Raw genomic sequence first — 15573 nt, 5'->3', positions numbered from 1 at the left:
GACGTTGGAGGACGCCCGGATGGCGATGACGGCCCAGGTGAAGTCGGAGCTCGCGAGCACGACGATCTCGAAGGCGTGCTGCCGCAAGGCCGAGGTGGCCTCGATGCTGCGGTTCGCCGGCGGCCTTCACATCGTCGCAGGACGGATCGTCGTCGAGGCCGAGCTCGACACCGGGGCGGTGGCACGTCGGCTGCGTCGTGACATCCAGGAGGTCTACGGACACGACAGCGAGGTGCTGGTCGTCCAGGGGACCAACCTGCGCAAGGGCACCCACTACGTGGTGCGGGTGGCCAAGGACGGCGAGGCGCTGGCGCGTCAGACCGGTCTGGTCGACGCCAGCGGGCGCCCCGTCCGGGGTCTGCCGCCGCAGGTCGTCTCCGGTGCGTCGTGCGACTCCGTGGCGGCCTGGCGCGGCACGTTCCTCGCCCACGGGTCCCTCACCGAGCCTGGTCGGTCGTCCGCCCTCGAGGTGAGCTGCCCCGGACCCGAGGCCGCCCTCGCCCTGGTGGGTGCAGCCCGACGTCTCGGCATCAGCGCCAAGGCGCGTGAGGTGCGTGGCGGCGACCGGGTCGTCATCCGCGACGGTGAGGCGATCGGCGCCCTGCTCACCCGCCTCGGTGCCCACGAGACGCTGCTCGCGTGGGAGGAGCGCCGCATGCGGCGCGAGGTGCGCGCCACGGCCAACCGGCTCGCCAACTTCGACGACGCCAACCTGCGCCGCTCCGCACGTGCCGCGGTCGCCGCCGGCGCACGCGCCCAGCGCGCGCTCGAGATCCTGGCCGAGGACGTGCCCGACCACCTCAAGATGGCCGGCGACCTGCGCGTGGAGCACCGTCAGGCCAGCCTCGAGGAGCTCGGCCAGCTGCACGTGCCGCCGCTCACGAAGGACGCGATCGCCGGTCGGATCCGCCGCCTCCTCGCCATGGCCGACAAGCGTGCGTCCGACCTCGGCATCCCCGACACCGAGGCCAGCGTCAACGAGGACTCCCTCCCTGAGGCCTGAGTCCGGGACCGGACCCACGGTCGAGGCGCTCGCCGCGCGGCTGCGAGCCGCGGGCTGCGTCTTCGCCGAGGACGAGGCACACCTGATCCTGCAGGCCACCGACGACGAGGTCCTGCGCGACGAGATGGTGAATCGACGCGCTGAGGGCGCCCCGCTCGAGGTGCTGCTGGGCTGGGCCGAGCTCGCCGGGGTGCGCGTGAGCCTCCGGCCGGGCGTGTTCGTGCCACGTCGGCGGTCGTCGCTGCTCGTCGCGCAGGGGCTGGGCGCGCTGGGCCGCGACGGCGCCGTGGTGGTCGACCTCTGCTGCGGGTCCGGAGCCCTGGGACTGGCCCTGGCGCGCGCCCGACCCGACGTCGAGCTCCACGCGGCCGACCTGGACGAGGTGGCGTGCGGGTGTGCGGCCGAGAACCTGCGCGGCATCGGCGAGGTGCATCGCGGCGACCTGTTCGACGCCCTGCCGGTCGGCCTGCGCGGGAAGGTGGACCTCCTGCTCGTGAACGCTCCCTACGTGCCGAGCGCCGAGGTGGCGCACCTGCCGCGTGAGGCGCGCGACCACGAGCCGCGCGCCGCGCTCGACGGAGGAGCCGACGGCGTCGACCTGCACCGCCGCGTGGCCGACCGGGCAGGGGAGTGGGTGGCGCGCGGTGGGACGGTCCTCGTCGAGACCTCCGAGCGCCAGGCCCCGAGCACCGCCGGGGCCTTCGACCCGGACCGGTGGACCGTCGAGGTCGTGACCGACGACGAGATCGGGGCCACCGCCGTGCGGGCGACTCGCCGGTAGCCACGGCGACTCGATAGGCTGCAGACGATCATCACCTCGACCCCAGTAGGAGCAGGTTTCATCGTGACCGTTCGCGTGGGCATCAACGGCTTCGGCCGCATCGGCCGCAACTTCTTCCGGGCGGCCCGTGCCGCCGGCGCCGACATCGAGATCGTCGCCGTCAACGACCTGACCGACAACAGGACGCTCGCGACGCTCCTCAAGTACGACTCGATCCTGGGCCGCCTCGACGCCGACGTGTCCTTCGACGACACCTCGATCACCGTCGGCGACCAGAAGATCGCCGCCTTCGCCGAGCGCGACCCCGCGAAGCTGGACTGGGCCTCCGTGGGCGTCGACGTCGTCGTGGAGTCCACCGGCTTCTTCACCGACGCCACCAAGGCCAAGGCCCACGTCGACGGCGGTGCGAAGAAGGTCATCATCTCCGCGCCCGCGAAGAACGAGGACGCCACGATCGTCATGGGCGTCAACCACGAGACCTACGACGCCGACGCGCACACGGTCATCTCCAACGCCTCCTGCACCACCAACTGCCTCGCGCCGATGGCCAAGGCCCTCAACGACGCGCTCGGCATCGAGCGTGGCCTGATGACCACGATCCACGCGTACACGCAGGACCAGAACCTCCAGGACGCACCGCACAGCGACCTGCGCCGCGCGCGCGCCGCCGCGCTGAACATCGTCCCCACGTCGACGGGTGCCGCCAAGGCCGTGAGCCTCGTGCTCCCCGAGCTCAAGGGCAAGCTCGACGGCTACGCGCTGCGCGTCCCCGTGCCGACCGGCTCGGCCACCGACCTCACGTTCACCGCCTCGCGCGAGACGTCGGTCGAGGAGGTCAACCAGATCCTCAAGGACGCCGCCGAGGGGCCCCTCAAGGGCTTCCTGACGTACACCGAGGACCCGATCGTCTCCACCGACATCGTCACCGACCCCTCGTCGTGCATCTTCGACTCGGGCCTGACGAAGGTCATCGGCGACCAGGTCAAGGTCGTCGGCTGGTACGACAACGAGTGGGGCTACTCCAACCGTCTCGTCGACCTCGTCAAGCACGTCGGCGCCTCTCTCTGACGTGGCGGCCCAGACGATCGACGGCCTGCTCGACGAGCGCGGCGGGGACCTCTCCGGCACGCGGGTGCTGGTGCGCAGCGACCTGAACGTCCCGCTCGACGGCAGCACCATCACCGACGACGGCCGGGTGCGCGCCAGCGTGCCCACCATCCGCCGTCTGGCCGAGGCCGGCGCGCGCGTGCTCGTGATGGCCCACCTGGGTCGTCCCAAGGGTGCGCCGGACCCGGCGTACTCCCTGGCCCCGGTGGCCGAGCGGCTGGCCGAGCTGCTCGGCAGCCCGGTGCTGTTCGCCAACGACACCGTCGACGTCGAGGCGCAGCGGATCTCCGCGGCGCTGCAGGACGGTCAGGTCGCCGTGCTCGAGAACGTCCGGTTCAACGAGGGCGAGACGAGCAAGGACGACGCGGTTCGTGGCGCCTTCGCGGACCAGCTCGCGGCGCTGGCCGACGTGTTCGTCTCCGACGGCTTCGGTGTCGTGCACCGCGAGCAGGCCAGCGTCTACGACGTCGCCACGCGGCTCCCCGCCGTGGTCGGCGGGCTGGTGCAGGCCGAGGTCGAGGTCCTGCAGCGGCTGACCGAGACCCCCGAGCGGCCCTACGTGGTCGTGCTCGGCGGCTCCAAGGTGTCCGACAAGCTGGGCGTGATCGACAACCTCATCGACAAGGCCGACAGCCTGCTCATCGGCGGTGGCATGGTCTTCACGTTCCTCAAGGCCGCCGGCCACGACGTCGGCTCCTCGCTGCTCGAGGCCGACCAGCTCGACGTCGCCCGTGAGTACGTGGAGCGCGCCGAGGCGAAGGGTGTCGAGCTCGTGCTGCCGACCGACGTGGTCGTGGCGCCGGAGTTCTCCGCCGACGCGCCGGCCACCGTCGTCGCGGCCGACACCATCCCCTCCGACCAGATGGGTCTCGACATCGGTCCCGACAGCGCGGCCCGCTTCGCCGAGGTCGTGCGGGGTGCGCACACGGTGTTCTGGAACGGCCCGATGGGAGTGTTCGAGTTCGACGCGTTCGCCGCCGGCACGAAGGCCGTCGCGCAGGCCCTCACCGAGGTGGACGGCCTGTCGGTCGTCGGCGGTGGCGACTCCGCCGCCGCCGTGCGCCGCCTCGGCTTCTCCGACGACCAGTTCGGTCACATCTCCACCGGGGGTGGAGCGAGCCTGGAGTACCTGGAGGGCAAGACGCTCCCCGGCCTGCAGATCCTGGAAGGCGACAGCTGATGGCACGCACACCGCTCATGGCGGGCAACTGGAAGTCCAACCTCAACCACCAGGAGGCCGTCGTCCTGGTGCAGAAGCTGGCGTGGACCCTGCAGGACAAGAAGCACGACGGCACGCGCTCCGAGGTCGTGGTGATCCCGCCGTTCACCGACATCCGCAGCGTCCAGACACTCGTCGACGGGGACCGACTGTCCCTGCGCTACGGGGCGCAGGACGTCTCCGAGCACGACGGCGGTGCGTACACCGGTGAGATCACGGCGGCCATGCTGGCGAAGCTCGGCTGCTCCTACGTGGTCGTCGGACACTCCGAGCGTCGCGAGTACCACCACGAGACCGACGCCGTCGTGAACGCCAAGGCCAAGCGCGCGCTCGCCGCCGACATCACCCCGATCGTCTGCGTCGGCGAGGGACTCGAGGTCCGGCAGGCCGGTGAGCACGTCGCCCACACGCTCGCGCAGGTCGACGGCTCGCTGGCGGGCCTCACCCCGGAGCAGGTCGCCGGGCTGGTCGTCGCGTACGAGCCCGTGTGGGCCATCGGCACCGGCGAGGTCGCCACGCCCGAGGACGCCCAGGAGGTGTGCGCGGCCATCCGTGCCCGCGTGGCGGAGACCTGCTCGTCGGAGGCTGCTGACGCAGTGCGTATCCTGTACGGCGGATCGGTCAAGGCGGCCAACATCGCCGCGATCATGGCGAAGTCCGACGTGGACGGCGCCCTGGTCGGCGGTGCAAGCCTCCAGGCGGAGGAGTTCGCCGCCGTCGCCCGGTTCTACGACATGCCGGCCCTGCCCTCCTGACGGAAGACCCACACTGTGATCATCCTGTTCTCGTCCGTGCTGACGATCGCGAGCCTGCTCATGATCGTGCTGATCCTCATGCACAAGGGGCGCGGCGGCGGCTTGTCCGACATGTTCGGCGGCGGCATCTCGAGCTCGCTCGGAGGCTCCTCGGTCGCCGAGCGCAACCTCGACCGCATCACCGTCGGCATCGCCGTCATCTGGGCGATCTCGATCATCGCCCTCGGGCTGCTGCTGAAGGTGAGCAACTGACATGGCGGCAGGAGCCATCCGCGGCAGCCGCATCGGTTCGGGGCCCATGGGGGAGGCGGAGCGTGGTGAGGCCGCGCCTCGCAAGGCCGTCACGTACTTCTGCATCAACGACCACCAGACGCTGCTGCACTTCGCCCTCGAGGCCGAGCCGCCGGAGTCCTGGGACTGCCCGCGGTGCGGCATGCCGGCGAGCGCCGACTCCGACAACCGTCCGACGGCGCCCAAGACGGAGCCCTACAAGACGCACCTGGCCTACGTGAAGGAACGTCGCAGCGAGGACGAGGCCCAGGTGATCCTCACCGAGGCCCTCGACTCCCTGCGCGCACGCCGCAAGTCCGGCGACGTCATCTTCTGACCTGCCTCCGGCACGGTCCGGCCTCGACGCCCTCGTCCCACCGGACGGGGGCGTCGTCGCGTTCCGGGCTCGAGCTATCGCAGAGCGCTCGCCGCAGCCTCGTCGAGGAACCAGAGCGTCTCGTCCTGTCCGTGGGCCCCGCGTGCGGGAGTCTCGTCGATCGATCCCTCGCCGGCCCGGGCGCGGGCCACGGCATCGGCCTTGCCCTCGCCGGAGACGAGGAACCACGTGGCCCGGGTGTGGTTGAGGGCGCCGAAGGTGAGGCTGATGCGCTCCGGGGGCGGCTTCGGTGACCCGAACACCTCGACGCACCGGCGCTCCCGCTCGTGCAGCTGCGTGAACCCCGGGAACAGCGAGGCCACGTGCCCGTCCGGTCCGAGACCGAGGAGCACGACGTCGAACGGCTCGTCGGGCAGCGTGGCGCCGTAGGCGTCGGCCGCCTCGGCCATGGACGTGGAGCAGCCGTGCGCCGGCATCGACCGCACGTTCTCGGCCGGGACGCCGCACCGGTCGAGGAAGCTGTCGCGCGCCTGCCGGTCGTTGCGGTCCTCGTGCCCCTGCGGGACGAACCGCTCGTCACCGAACCAGTAGACGACGTCGGCCCAGCGTGCGGCGTCGACGTCGAGCCGCTCGTAGATCTCGATGGCGATGGTGCCCCCGGTGAGCACCACGTGCGGGACCCGTCCCTCCGCCTGGGCCGCGGCCACCCGCTCGGCCAGCCGGGTCGCCACCGCCTCGGCGAGGGTCGCGGCGTCGGGGTGGACGTGGGTGACGGGCTCGGGTGCCGTGGGGCTCATCAGGACTCCAGCAGGTGGGTGATCGTCTCGTGGTACACGTCGTCGGCGTCGAGCCGCCGCAGGTCCTCGGCGAGGAGCTCGGCGAGCGAGCGGGCACCGAGAGGCACGTGACGGGGTGCCGATCCCGGGATGGAGAACAGGCAGGACTCTGCGTCGATCCGCTCGATGGTCACGTCGCCCGTGGCCGTCTCGAGCACGACCCGCGCGATCTGCTCGGTGTCGCTGCGTCGCTGCGTGATCGGGACGCCGAGCCTGCTCTGCAGCCAGGCGGTGAGCAGCGTGGCGGCAGGATTGCCGGACCCGGCCTCGACGACACCACGCTCCACGCTGCCGGTGGCCTGGTCGAGGGCGGCGGCCAGCAGGGCGCGCCAGGGCGTGAGTCGCGTCCAGCTCAGGTCGGTGTCGCCCGGGGCGTAGTTCCGGGCGGTGCTCTTGAGCGTGCGCACCGGGGAGTCGGTCGCCTCGGCATCGGTCAGTCGGCGCTGGGCCAGCTGACCGATCGGGTCCTGCGACGGGCAGGCCGGCGGCTTGCCCGGCCACCACACCACGACGGGGGAGTCGGGGAGCAGCAGCGGCAGCACCACGGACTCGGCGTGCCGGGTGAGCGGCCCCGACAGGCGCAGCAGGATCGACTCGCCGGCGGCGTTCTCGCCCACCCGGACGGTGGCGTCGACCCGCGGGTGTCCGCGCCCGTCGCCCAGGACGATGCCGATGACGCGTGACGGGTGCTCGCGCGAGAGCACCGCGGCCGTGCGCAGCGCGTCGCCCACGGTCTCGTCGTCGGTCACGACCAGGGCCGTGAGCACCATGTCCATGGCCGGGCTGCCGGAGTCGACTCGCGCGCGCACCATGGCACGCGCGATCTCCGGTGAGGTCGTGTCGTCGAGGTTGATCTGCATCAGGGTCGCCTCCAGACGCGGCCGTCACGTTCCATCATGGCGTCGGCGGTCGGTGGTCCCCACGTCCCCGACGTGTAGGTGTCGATGGAGCGCTGCCGCGTCCAGTGCTCGATGACGGGGTCGAGGATCTTCCAGGACAGCTCGACCTCCTCCTGCTGCGGGAACAGCGGCGGATCACCGAGCAGCACGTCGAGGATGAGGCGCTCGTAGGCCTCCGGGCTGCTCTCGACGAACGCGCCGCCGTAGGCGAAGTCCATGAGCACGTCACGGATCTCCATCGTGGTGCCGGGCACCTTCGCACCGAAGCGCAGCGTGACGCCCTCGTCGGGCTGGATGCGCATGACGAGGGCGTTCTTGCCGAGCTCCTCGATGTCGTTCTTGCTGAACGGCTGGTGCGGTGCCGCCTTGAACACCACGGCCACCTCGGTGACCCGACGACCGAGCCGCTTGCCCGTGCGCAGGTAGAACGGGACCCCGGCCCAGCGGCGGGTGGCCACGTCGACGCGCACGGCCGCGTAGGTCTCCGTGCGGGACTCCTGCGGGATGCCCTGCTCCTCGAGGTAGCCGACGACGTGCTCGCCGCCGGCCCAGCCGGCGGTGTACTGGGCCTGGGCCGTGTGGTCGGCCATCGGCGTGGCCGGGCGGGCGTTGGCCAGGATCTTCTGCTTCTCGATCCGCAGGCTCTCGGCGTTGAAGGAGACGGGCTCCTCCATCGCGATGAGGGCCATGAGCTGGAGCAGGTGGTTCTGGATCACGTCACGCGCGGCGCCGATGCCGTCGTAGTAGCCCGCGCGCGTGCCGATGCCGATGTCCTCGGCCATCGTGATCTGCACGTGGTCGACGTAGTGGCTGTTCCACAGCGGCTCGAACATCCCGTTCGCGAAGCGCAGCGCCAGGATGTTCTGCACCGTCTCCTTGCCGAGGTAGTGGTCGATGCGGAACACGCTCTCGCGGGGGAACACCTCGGAGACGAGCGAGTTGAGCGTCCGCGCCGACTCGAGGTCGTGGCCGAACGGCTTCTCGATGACGACCCGACGCCACCCACCCGACTGGTCGGCCAGACCGTGCTGCTTGATCTTGCCGACGACCACCGGGAAGAGGCCCGGGGGGATCGAGAGGTAGAAGGCGTGGTTCCCGCCGGTGCCCTGCTGCTCGTCGAGCTCGGCCATGGTGGCGGCCAGCTGGAGCCAGGCGGCGTCGTCGTCGAACTCACCGGGCACGAAGCGGATGCCCGCCTCCAGCTGCGCCCAGACCGTGTCGCGCCAGGGTGTGCGGGCGCCCGCCTTCGCCGAGTCCTTGAGCATGTCGGCGAACTGCTGGGTGCCGAAGTCGTGGCGGGCGAAGCCGACGAGCGCGAACCCCGGCGGCAGGAGACCGCGGTTCGCGAGGTCGTAGATCGCCGGGATCAGCTTCTTGCGGGCGAGGTCGCCCGTGACGCCGAACATGACGACGCTGCAGGGCCCGGCGATCCTCGGGAGCCGACGGTCGCGCGGGTCCCGCAGCGGGTTGGAACCGGTGCTCGTGTCGGTCATGCGAGCAGGTCGCGCACGGTGGCGGCGGCAGCCTCGGGGTCGGCCAGGTGGAGCCGGAGCACAGGTCTGCCGTGGTCCTGGAGCACCTGCGCGTCGCCGGCGGCCTGGGACGCGATGAACTCACCGAAGGTGAAGTCGCGACCGGGCACGGCGAGGTCCTGCGCGGCGTCGCTCGTGAGCTGCAGGTAGACCCCGGTGGCCGGGCCACCCTTGTGGTACTGCCCGGTGGAGTGCAGGAACCGCGGCCCCCAGCCGAACGTGACGGGGCGTCCCGTGCGGCGGGCCAGCAGCTCGCGCAGACCTGCGTACGCGCTGAGCTCCCAGCGGTCGAGGTAGGCGTGCACGGCGACGTAGCCGTGCTCGGGGTCCAGCTGGTCGAGGAGTCCCTGGACCGCGTCGGTCAGGGAGTCGGCACTCGTGCCGAAGGCGCTGACCGGTCCGTCCGTGACGTCGGCCGCGACCTCGTCGTCCGAGCCGCCGCTGAGCTTGTCGCGCGCGGCCTGCTTGGCGCTCTCGACGTCGGGCTGGTCGAAGGGGTTGATGCCGATGAGGGCACCGGCCACGCTGACCGCGACCTCCCAGAGCAGCATCTGGCCGCCGAGGCCGCCGGTCACGCCGGCGGACCAGCCCGAGGTGCTCGTGGGGGGCTGGGCGGAGCCCGTGACGACCAGGAACGAGTCGGGCGTGCTGGGGTCGACGTTGACGGCGTGCGTGCTGGGCACGACGACGGGCAGGATCCCGCGACCCTGCTTGCCCGTCGACTCGGCCACCAGCTGCTCGATCCAGTCGCCCACGCCCCACGCCCCGGAGGTGCCGGCGTCGTGGTCGAGCAGGACGAGCTTGTCGACCGCGGCCCGGTTGGCGACGCCCAGTGCCGCACCGAGGCGCAGCGCGGGGTTGGCGGCGTCGTCGGCGAACAGCTCCGGTCCGGCCGACTCGGCCTCGTCGAGCAGGGCGCCGACGTCGGCGCCGGCGAGGCCGCTGGGCACCAGCCCGAACGCAGTGAGCGCCGAGTAGCGGCCGCCGACCTCGGGGTCGGCGTGGAAGACGCGGTACCCCGCGGCGGTGGCCTGCTCGTCGAGCGGCGAGCCCGGGTCGGTGACCACCACGAGGTGGTCGGCGGGGGAGAGACCCGCGTCGCTGAAGGCCTGCTCGTAGGCACGACGCTGGCTGTCGGTCTCAACGGTCCCGCCGGACTTGCTGGAGACGACGACGACCGTGCGCTCCAGACGGTCCGCGAGCGCGGACCGCACCATGTCGGGCTGGGAGGAGTCGAGCACGGTCAGCTCCACGCCTGCGGCGGCGCAGATGACCTCGGGGGCCAGCGACGACCCACCCATGCCGCAGAGCACGACGTGGTCGAGCCCGCGCGCGTGCAGCTCGGAGCGCAGGGCCTCGATCTGCCCGACGAGGGGCCGCGACGTCTGGGCCAGCGACGTCCACGAGAGTCGCTTCGAGGCCTCGGACTCGGCGTCCGAGCCCCACAGGGTGGCATCACCGGCGAGCAGACGGGACGCGAAGCGCTCGGTGACCAGGTCGCCGACCGCAGCCTCGAGGTCCCCCTCGTCAGCGACGGTCAGGGTGACGTCGGGTCGGGACACGGCTCAGGCCTTCTCGAGCTCGGCGGTGACGGTCTCGAGCAGCTCGGCCCAGGACGCGTCGAACTTCTCCAGGCCCTCGTCCTCGAGGACCTTGACCACCTGGTCGTAGGAGACGCCGGCCTCCTCGAGCGCGGCGATGACCGCCCGCGAGTCGTCGTAGGTCCCGTGCACCGTGTCGCCGGAGACCTCGCCGTGGTCGCCGAACGCCTGGAGCGTCTTCTCCGGCATGGTGTTCACCGTGCCGTCGACGACCAGCTCGCTCACGTAGAGCGTGTCGGGCAGGGCGGGGTCCTTGACGCCGGTGGAGGCCCACAGCGGCCGCTGCGGGTTGGCGCCCTTGGCCTCGAGCGCGGCGAAGCGCTCGCTGCCGAAGACCTCCTCGTACGCCTCGTACGCCAGACGGGCGTTGGCCAGGGCGGCCTTCCCGCGCAGCTCGTGTCCCTCGCCGAGCTGCTTGTCGACCTCGGAGTCGACGCGGCTGATGAAGAACGACGCGACGGAGTGGATGGCCGACAGGTCGCGGCCCTCGGCCGCCGCCGTCTCGAGACCCTCGAGGTAGGCGTCCATGACCCCGCGGTACCGCTCGAGGGAGAAGATCAGCGTGACGTTGACGCTGATGCCCTGGCCGATCGTCTTGGCGATCGCGGGCAGGCCCTCGACCGTCGCGGGGATCTTGATCAGCGTGTTGGGCCGGTCGACCCGGTCCCAGAGCTTGCGCGCCATGGCGGCCGTCGCGTCGCTGTCGCGGGCCAGACCCGGCTCGACCTCGATCGAGACCCGTCCGTCGACGCCGCCCGTCGCGTCGTAGACGCCCGTGAAGATGTCGCACGCCTGCTGCACGTCGGTGGTGGTGATCTCGAAGACCGCCTCGTCGACGTCGGCACCGGCGGCTTTCAGCTCCTTGACCTGCTCGGCGTACTTCTCGCCCTTGGACAACGCCGACGCGAAGATCGTCGGGTTGGTGGTGACGCCGACGACGTTCTGGTCACGGATCAGCTCGGCGAGGTTGCCGCTCTCGATCCGCTCACGGGACAGGTCGTCCAGCCAGATGGACACTCCGGCGTCGCTGAGGTTCTGCAGTCGCTCGTTCATGGTCGTCTCCCGATCGGGGTTGAGGTCTCGTGACGTGCTCAGGACTGGCGGTGGCTCCCGCCACCGGCCGCGTCCTGGTTGTCGCCCGGTCCCACCGGTCCGGAGGGGCGGGCGAAGAACGGGACGCCGCCGGTGTGCTGCGACGCCTCGATGGACTCCTTGGCCGAGGCCACGACGGCCTCGGCGGTGATGCCGAACTTCTCGTACAGGGTCCCGGCGTCGGCCGAGGCACCGAAGTGCTCGATGCCGACGAACCGGCCGGCGTCGCCGAGGACGTCGCGCCAGCCGAAGGACACGCCGGCCTCGACGGCGACACGGGCACGCAGGTGCGGGGGGAGCACGCTGTCGCGGTACCCCGAGTCCTGCTGCTCGAACCACTCGCGCGACGGCATCGAGACCACGCGGGCCTGGATGCCCTCGGCGGCCAGGAGGTCGCGGGCCCGAACGGCGAGCTGGACCTCCGAGCCGGTGCCGACGAGGACGACGTCGGGCTCACCGTCGGTGTCGAGCAGCACGTAGGCGCCACGGGCGGCGCCGTCGGCGGCTGCGTACCCCTCGGTGCCGCGGGGGAAGGTCGGCACGTTCTGGCGGCTGAGCGCGAGGGCGACCGGTCGGTTGGTGATGCCCATGAGCGTGCGCCACGCGACCGCGACCTCGTTGGCGTCGGCGGGTCGCACGACGTCGAGGCCGGGGATGGCGCGCAGGGCGGCCAGGTGCTCGATGGGCTGGTGGGTGGGACCGTCCTCGCCGAGGCCGATGGAGTCGTGCGTCCAGACGTAGGTGACCGGGAGCTCCTGCAGCGCCGCCAGGCGGACCGCGGGACGCATGTAGTCGCTGAACACGAGGAACGTGCCGCCGTACGGGCGGGTGAGCCCGTGCTGGACCATCCCGTTCATGATGGCGCCCATCGCGTGCTCACGGATGCCGAAGTGCAGCACGCGGCCGTACCAGCCGCCCTGGAACTTCTCGGTGGACCACTCAGGGGGCAGGAACGACGGCTCGCCCTTGGGCGTGGTGTTGTTCGAGCCGGCGAGGTCGGCGGACCCGCCCCACAGCTCGGGGAGCTCGGGCGCGATGGCCGTGAGCACGTCGCCGGACGCCGCGCGGGTGGCCACGCCCTTCTCGCTGGCCTCGAACGTCGGCAGGGCCGACTCCCAGCCGTCGGGCAGGACCCGGTCGGTGAGGCGCTGCAGCAGGGCGGCGCCGTCGGGGTTGGACGTGGCCCAGGCGTCGAACGACTTCTGCCACTCCTCGCGCGCCGTGGCGCCGCGGTCGCGCACGGCGTGCGTGTGGGCGATGACGTCGTCGGCGACCGCGAAGGACTGCTCGGGATCGAAGCCCAGCAGCTCCTTCGTGGCCTTGATCTCGTCGGCGCCGAGGGCGGACCCGTGCGAGGCGCCGGTGTTCTGCGCCGACGGGGCCGGCCACGCGATGATCGTGTGCAGCTGGATGAAGGACGGCTTGTCGGTGACCGCCTCGGCGGCCTGGTACGCGTCCCAGAGCGCCTGCAGGTCCTCCTCGTAGCCCGTGCCGCCGTTGGTCCAGTCGACCGTCTGCACGTGCCAGCCGTAGGCGGCGTAGCGCGCGGCGACGTCCTCGGTGAACGCCACGTCCGTGTCGTCCTCGATCGAGATCTTGTTCGCGTCGTAGAGCACGGTCAGGTTGCCGAGCTTCTGGTGCCCGGCGAGGGAGGAGGCCTCGGCGGAGACACCCTCCTGCACGTCGCCGTCGGACGCGATCACGTAGACCTGGTGGTCGAAGGGGCTCTCGCCGGCGGCGGTGTCGGGGTCGAGCAGCCCACGCTCGCGGCGGGCGGCCATGGCCATGCCCACGGCGTTGGCGATGCCCTGGCCCAGCGGGCCGGTCGTGACCTCGATGCCCGGGGTGTGGCGGTACTCCGGGTGGCCCGGTGTCTGGCTTCCCCACGTGCGCAGGCTCTTGAGGTCGTCGAGCGTCATCGAGTAGCCGGCGAGGTAGAGCTGGATGTACTGCGTCAGGCTCGAGTGGCCGCACGAGAGCACAAACCGGTCGCGACCGACCCACTGCGGGTCCGTGGGGTCGTGGCGCATCAGCTTCTGGTACAGCAGGTAGGCCGCCGGGGCCAGGCTCATGGCGGTGCCGGGGTGGCCGTTGCCGACCTTCTCGACGGCGTCCGCCGCGAGGAGTCGGGCGGTGTCCACCGCCTTGGCGTCGAGCTCGGTCCAGTCCAGGGTGGTGGAGGTGCTGGTCACGGTGTCTGGCGCTCCTGCGATCGGGTTCGGATCAGGCTGTCGGGGCCCTGTGGAGCCCTCGGTTCGACCCTACTCGCGTGCGACTAGACTCTGCTACGTGAGTGCCCCGAGGTTGAGACGACGCGACATGTCCTCGGCCACCCCTCCCTCTGGAGCTCCCTCCGACGACGGTCCGGCCGACGCCGGACCCGCTCTCGGCCAGGGCCCACGGATGGTGACGTCGGCCCAGGTGACCCGATCCGGTCCGGTCGACGTGGTCAACGCGTACGTCGCGCTCATGAAGCCGCGGATCATCGAGCTGCTGCTGCTCACGACCGTCCCGGTGATGTTCCTCGCCGCACGCGACGTCCCCTCCTTCTGGCTGATCGTGGCCACCGTGGTGGGTGGCACGCTCTCGGCCGGGAGCGCCAACGCGCTCAACAACGTCTTCGACGCCGACATCGACCAGAAGATGCGCCGCACCGCGCGACGTCCGCTCCCGCGGCACGGCGTGTCGACCGCCGGGGCGCTGTGGTTCGGTCTCGCGCTCGCCGTGGTCTCCACGCTGGGCCTCGGCCTGCTGGTGAACTGGCTGTCGGCCTGGCTGGCACTGGCCGCGAACGTGTTCTACGTCGTGGGCTACACCATGATCCTCAAGCGCCGCACGCCGCAGAACATCGTGTGGGGCGGGGCGGCCGGGTGCTTCCCGGCCCTGATCGGCTGGACCGCCGTCACGAACGAGCTCGCGTGGCCCCCGGTCGTGCTGTTCCTGGTGGTCTTCTTCTGGACGCCGCCGCACTTCTGGTCGCTCGGGCTGCGCTACCGCGACGACTACGCCGCCGCAGGCGTGCCGATGCTGCCGTCGGTCGCCAGCGCCGCCGTGGTCTCCCGCCAGATCGTCGCCTACTCGTGGGTGATGGTCGCGACCTCGCTGGCCCTGTGGCCGGTCGCCGGCATGGGCTGGTTCTACCCGGGTGCGGCGATCGTGCTCGGCATCGTCTTCCTCGTCGAGGCCTACGACCTCCGCTCGCGTGCCAAGGAGTCCGAGGAGCTCTCGGTGATCAAGCCCATGCGGCTCTTCCACTTCTCCAACGCGTACCTCGCCCTGCTGTTCGTCGCCGCCGCGGCCGACCCGTTCCTGCGATGATCCCGGCGGCCTGGGAGCCGTACCAACGCCCGGACGACGGCGAGCACGTCGGCTACCTGCGTCCCGACGGCGACCTGGTGGTGCCCTGCACCCTGCTCGGGACCGACCTGTCGGGACCGCTCGAGCGCGACGACGCGGAGACGGTCCTCGAGGACGTCGGGCTGTCCTACCTCGCCGAGACCTGGTTGCTGCTCGACGACGACGGCACGCAGCGACGGGTGGTGCTCGTGGAGGTCGACGCGGCCCGGGCCGTGGTGGCCGATGCCGGCTCGGCGCTCGTGGTCGGTGCGCCGGCCGACGAGCGTGGCCGCAGGGAGGTCGCGCTCCCGACCGACCGGCTGCGACTCCGGTGACCACGACCGTCGAGCGGCTCGGTCCCGACGACTGGGCACGGTTTCGGACCGTGCGGCAGGCCTCGCTGCGCGGCGACCCCTCCGCGTTCGCGGCCTCCGCACACCGATGGCTCGACGAGCTCGACGTCGAGCTGCACTGGCGGGCGCGCCTCGCCGACGTCGTGACGCTCGTGGCCACGCGGTCCGGAGTGGACGTCGGCACCGCAGGGCTCGACCGGTCCGGGCAGCTGATCGGCATGTGGGTGGACCCCGCGGTGCGGGGCACGGGGGTCGGGTGGTCGCTGGTGGAAGCCGTCCTGGCGCTCGCGCCGCCGGACGTGCCGGTGCACCTGCGGGTGATGGCCGACAACGGCCCCGGCGTGCGGTTCTACGAGCGCTGTGGCTTCCGCCTGGTGACGGTCGACGCCGACGCCGAGGGCTGCCTGGCGATGACCTACGCGCCGTCGCCCGGTCGCGCCTGAGCTGCGGAG

Annotated in this window: 16 protein-coding genes; 10 read left to right on the top strand and 6 right to left on the bottom strand. The window is 71.7% G+C overall.

Features of this window, described 5'->3' with window-relative positions; all coding sequences use genetic code 11:
- Nucleotides 1–19: 19 nt before the first annotated feature.
- From whiA to NBW76_RS11215, 7 genes are all read left to right on the top strand, one after another.
- Complete coding sequence (gene whiA, locus NBW76_RS11245) at nucleotides 20–1003, top strand: DNA-binding protein WhiA (RefSeq protein ID WP_055967991.1); 984 nt, start codon at nucleotides 20–22, stop codon at nucleotides 1001–1003.
- On the top strand, nucleotides 993–1784 hold the full coding sequence (locus NBW76_RS11240; RefSeq protein ID WP_056554923.1) for a putative protein N(5)-glutamine methyltransferase: 792 nt from the start codon (nucleotides 993–995) through the stop codon (nucleotides 1782–1784). Before whiA ends, NBW76_RS11240 begins: the two co-directional genes overlap by 11 nt.
- Before the next feature lie 63 nt (nucleotides 1785–1847).
- Complete coding sequence (gene gap / locus NBW76_RS11235) at nucleotides 1848–2852, top strand: type I glyceraldehyde-3-phosphate dehydrogenase (protein ID WP_056554530.1); 1005 nt, start codon at nucleotides 1848–1850, stop codon at nucleotides 2850–2852.
- A gap of 25 nt (nucleotides 2853–2877) precedes the next feature.
- Nucleotides 2878–4071 (top strand): phosphoglycerate kinase, encoded by a 1194-nt coding sequence (gene pgk / locus NBW76_RS11230; RefSeq protein WP_156364807.1) that lies wholly within the window; start codon nucleotides 2878–2880, stop codon nucleotides 4069–4071.
- The gene (gene tpiA / locus NBW76_RS11225) at nucleotides 4071–4865 is read left to right on the top strand and encodes a triose-phosphate isomerase (protein ID WP_055967999.1); all 795 of its coding nucleotides are present in this window, start codon (nucleotides 4071–4073) and stop codon (nucleotides 4863–4865) included. The genes pgk and tpiA overlap by 1 nt, the downstream gene beginning before the upstream one ends.
- 15 nt (nucleotides 4866–4880) lie before the next feature.
- The gene (gene secG, locus NBW76_RS11220; RefSeq protein ID WP_055968002.1) at nucleotides 4881–5117 is read left to right on the top strand and encodes a preprotein translocase subunit SecG; all 237 of its coding nucleotides are present in this window, start codon (nucleotides 4881–4883) and stop codon (nucleotides 5115–5117) included.
- 1 nt (nucleotide 5118) lies between these two features.
- The gene (locus NBW76_RS11215) at nucleotides 5119–5472 is read left to right on the top strand and encodes an RNA polymerase-binding protein RbpA (RefSeq protein ID WP_056578594.1); all 354 of its coding nucleotides are present in this window, start codon (nucleotides 5119–5121) and stop codon (nucleotides 5470–5472) included.
- 74 nt (nucleotides 5473–5546) lie between these two features.
- Here NBW76_RS11215 and pgl read toward each other — a convergent pair whose 3' ends face one another.
- From pgl to tkt, 6 genes are read right to left on the bottom strand one after another with little or no spacing between them, the layout of a single operon-like run.
- Complete coding sequence (gene pgl, locus NBW76_RS11210) at nucleotides 5547–6269, bottom strand: 6-phosphogluconolactonase (RefSeq protein WP_056554536.1); 723 nt, start codon at nucleotides 6267–6269, stop codon at nucleotides 5547–5549.
- The gene (locus NBW76_RS11205; RefSeq protein ID WP_056554539.1) at nucleotides 6269–7168 is read right to left on the bottom strand and encodes a glucose-6-phosphate dehydrogenase assembly protein OpcA; all 900 of its coding nucleotides are present in this window, start codon (nucleotides 7166–7168) and stop codon (nucleotides 6269–6271) included. The genes pgl and NBW76_RS11205 overlap by 1 nt, the downstream gene beginning before the upstream one ends.
- Nucleotides 7168–8700 carry a glucose-6-phosphate dehydrogenase gene (gene zwf / locus NBW76_RS11200; RefSeq protein ID WP_055968015.1) on the bottom strand — a complete coding sequence of 511 codons (1533 nt, stop codon included), beginning with the start codon at nucleotides 8698–8700 and terminating at the stop codon, nucleotides 7168–7170. The genes NBW76_RS11205 and zwf overlap by 1 nt, the downstream gene beginning before the upstream one ends.
- On the bottom strand, nucleotides 8697–10301 hold the full coding sequence (locus NBW76_RS11195) for a glucose-6-phosphate isomerase (RefSeq protein WP_156364787.1): 1605 nt from the start codon (nucleotides 10299–10301) through the stop codon (nucleotides 8697–8699). The genes zwf and NBW76_RS11195 overlap by 4 nt, the downstream gene beginning before the upstream one ends.
- Nucleotides 10302–10304: 3 nt before the next feature.
- On the bottom strand, nucleotides 10305–11393 hold the full coding sequence (gene tal, locus NBW76_RS11190; protein ID WP_056554542.1) for a transaldolase: 1089 nt from the start codon (nucleotides 11391–11393) through the stop codon (nucleotides 10305–10307).
- A 38-nt stretch (nucleotides 11394–11431) separates the two neighbouring features.
- Nucleotides 11432–13624 (bottom strand): transketolase, encoded by a 2193-nt coding sequence (tkt, locus tag NBW76_RS11185; RefSeq protein WP_055968025.1) that lies wholly within the window; start codon nucleotides 13622–13624, stop codon nucleotides 11432–11434.
- A 211-nt stretch (nucleotides 13625–13835) separates the two neighbouring features.
- On the opposite strand from tkt, the gene NBW76_RS11180 reads away from it, so the two are divergent.
- From NBW76_RS11180 to NBW76_RS11170, 3 genes are read left to right on the top strand one after another with little or no spacing between them, the layout of a single operon-like run.
- The gene (locus NBW76_RS11180; RefSeq protein ID WP_055968594.1) at nucleotides 13836–14750 is read left to right on the top strand and encodes a heme o synthase; all 915 of its coding nucleotides are present in this window, start codon (nucleotides 13836–13838) and stop codon (nucleotides 14748–14750) included.
- Nucleotides 14747–15103 carry a hypothetical protein gene (locus NBW76_RS11175; protein ID WP_056554545.1) on the top strand — a complete coding sequence of 119 codons (357 nt, stop codon included), beginning with the start codon at nucleotides 14747–14749 and terminating at the stop codon, nucleotides 15101–15103. The genes NBW76_RS11180 and NBW76_RS11175 overlap by 4 nt, the downstream gene beginning before the upstream one ends.
- Nucleotides 15100–15564 (top strand): GNAT family N-acetyltransferase, encoded by a 465-nt coding sequence (locus NBW76_RS11170; RefSeq protein WP_056554548.1) that lies wholly within the window; start codon nucleotides 15100–15102, stop codon nucleotides 15562–15564. The genes NBW76_RS11175 and NBW76_RS11170 overlap by 4 nt, the downstream gene beginning before the upstream one ends.
- The last annotated feature ends 9 nt before the right edge of the window (nucleotides 15565–15573 follow it).

Source organism: Aeromicrobium sp. Leaf245 (assembly GCF_942548115.1).
Classification (GTDB): domain Bacteria; phylum Actinomycetota; class Actinomycetes; order Propionibacteriales; family Nocardioidaceae; genus Aeromicrobium.
This window is presented reverse-complemented; position numbering and strand designations above follow the sequence as displayed.

Excerpts from the sequence above, each read along its gene's own strand:
- NBW76_RS11175 (WP_056554545.1), top strand. The coding sequence starts at position 14,747 with ATGATCCCGGCGGCCTGGGAGCCGTACCAACGCCCGGACGACGGCGAG.
- NBW76_RS11205 (WP_056554539.1), bottom strand. The coding sequence starts at position 7,168 with ATGCAGATCAACCTCGACGACACGACCTCACCGGAGATCGCGCGTGCC.
- tpiA (WP_055967999.1), top strand. The coding sequence starts at position 4,071 with ATGGCACGCACACCGCTCATGGCGGGCAACTGGAAGTCCAACCTCAAC.
- whiA (WP_055967991.1), top strand. The coding sequence starts at position 20 with ATGGCGATGACGGCCCAGGTGAAGTCGGAGCTCGCGAGCACGACGATC.
- NBW76_RS11215 (WP_056578594.1), top strand. The coding sequence starts at position 5,119 with ATGGCGGCAGGAGCCATCCGCGGCAGCCGCATCGGTTCGGGGCCCATG.
- zwf (WP_055968015.1), bottom strand. The coding sequence starts at position 8,700 with ATGACCGACACGAGCACCGGTTCCAACCCGCTGCGGGACCCGCGCGAC.
- pgl (WP_056554536.1), bottom strand. The coding sequence starts at position 6,269 with ATGAGCCCCACGGCACCCGAGCCCGTCACCCACGTCCACCCCGACGCC.
- tal (WP_056554542.1), bottom strand. The coding sequence starts at position 11,393 with ATGAACGAGCGACTGCAGAACCTCAGCGACGCCGGAGTGTCCATCTGG.
- NBW76_RS11180 (WP_055968594.1), top strand. The coding sequence starts at position 13,836 with ATGGTGACGTCGGCCCAGGTGACCCGATCCGGTCCGGTCGACGTGGTC.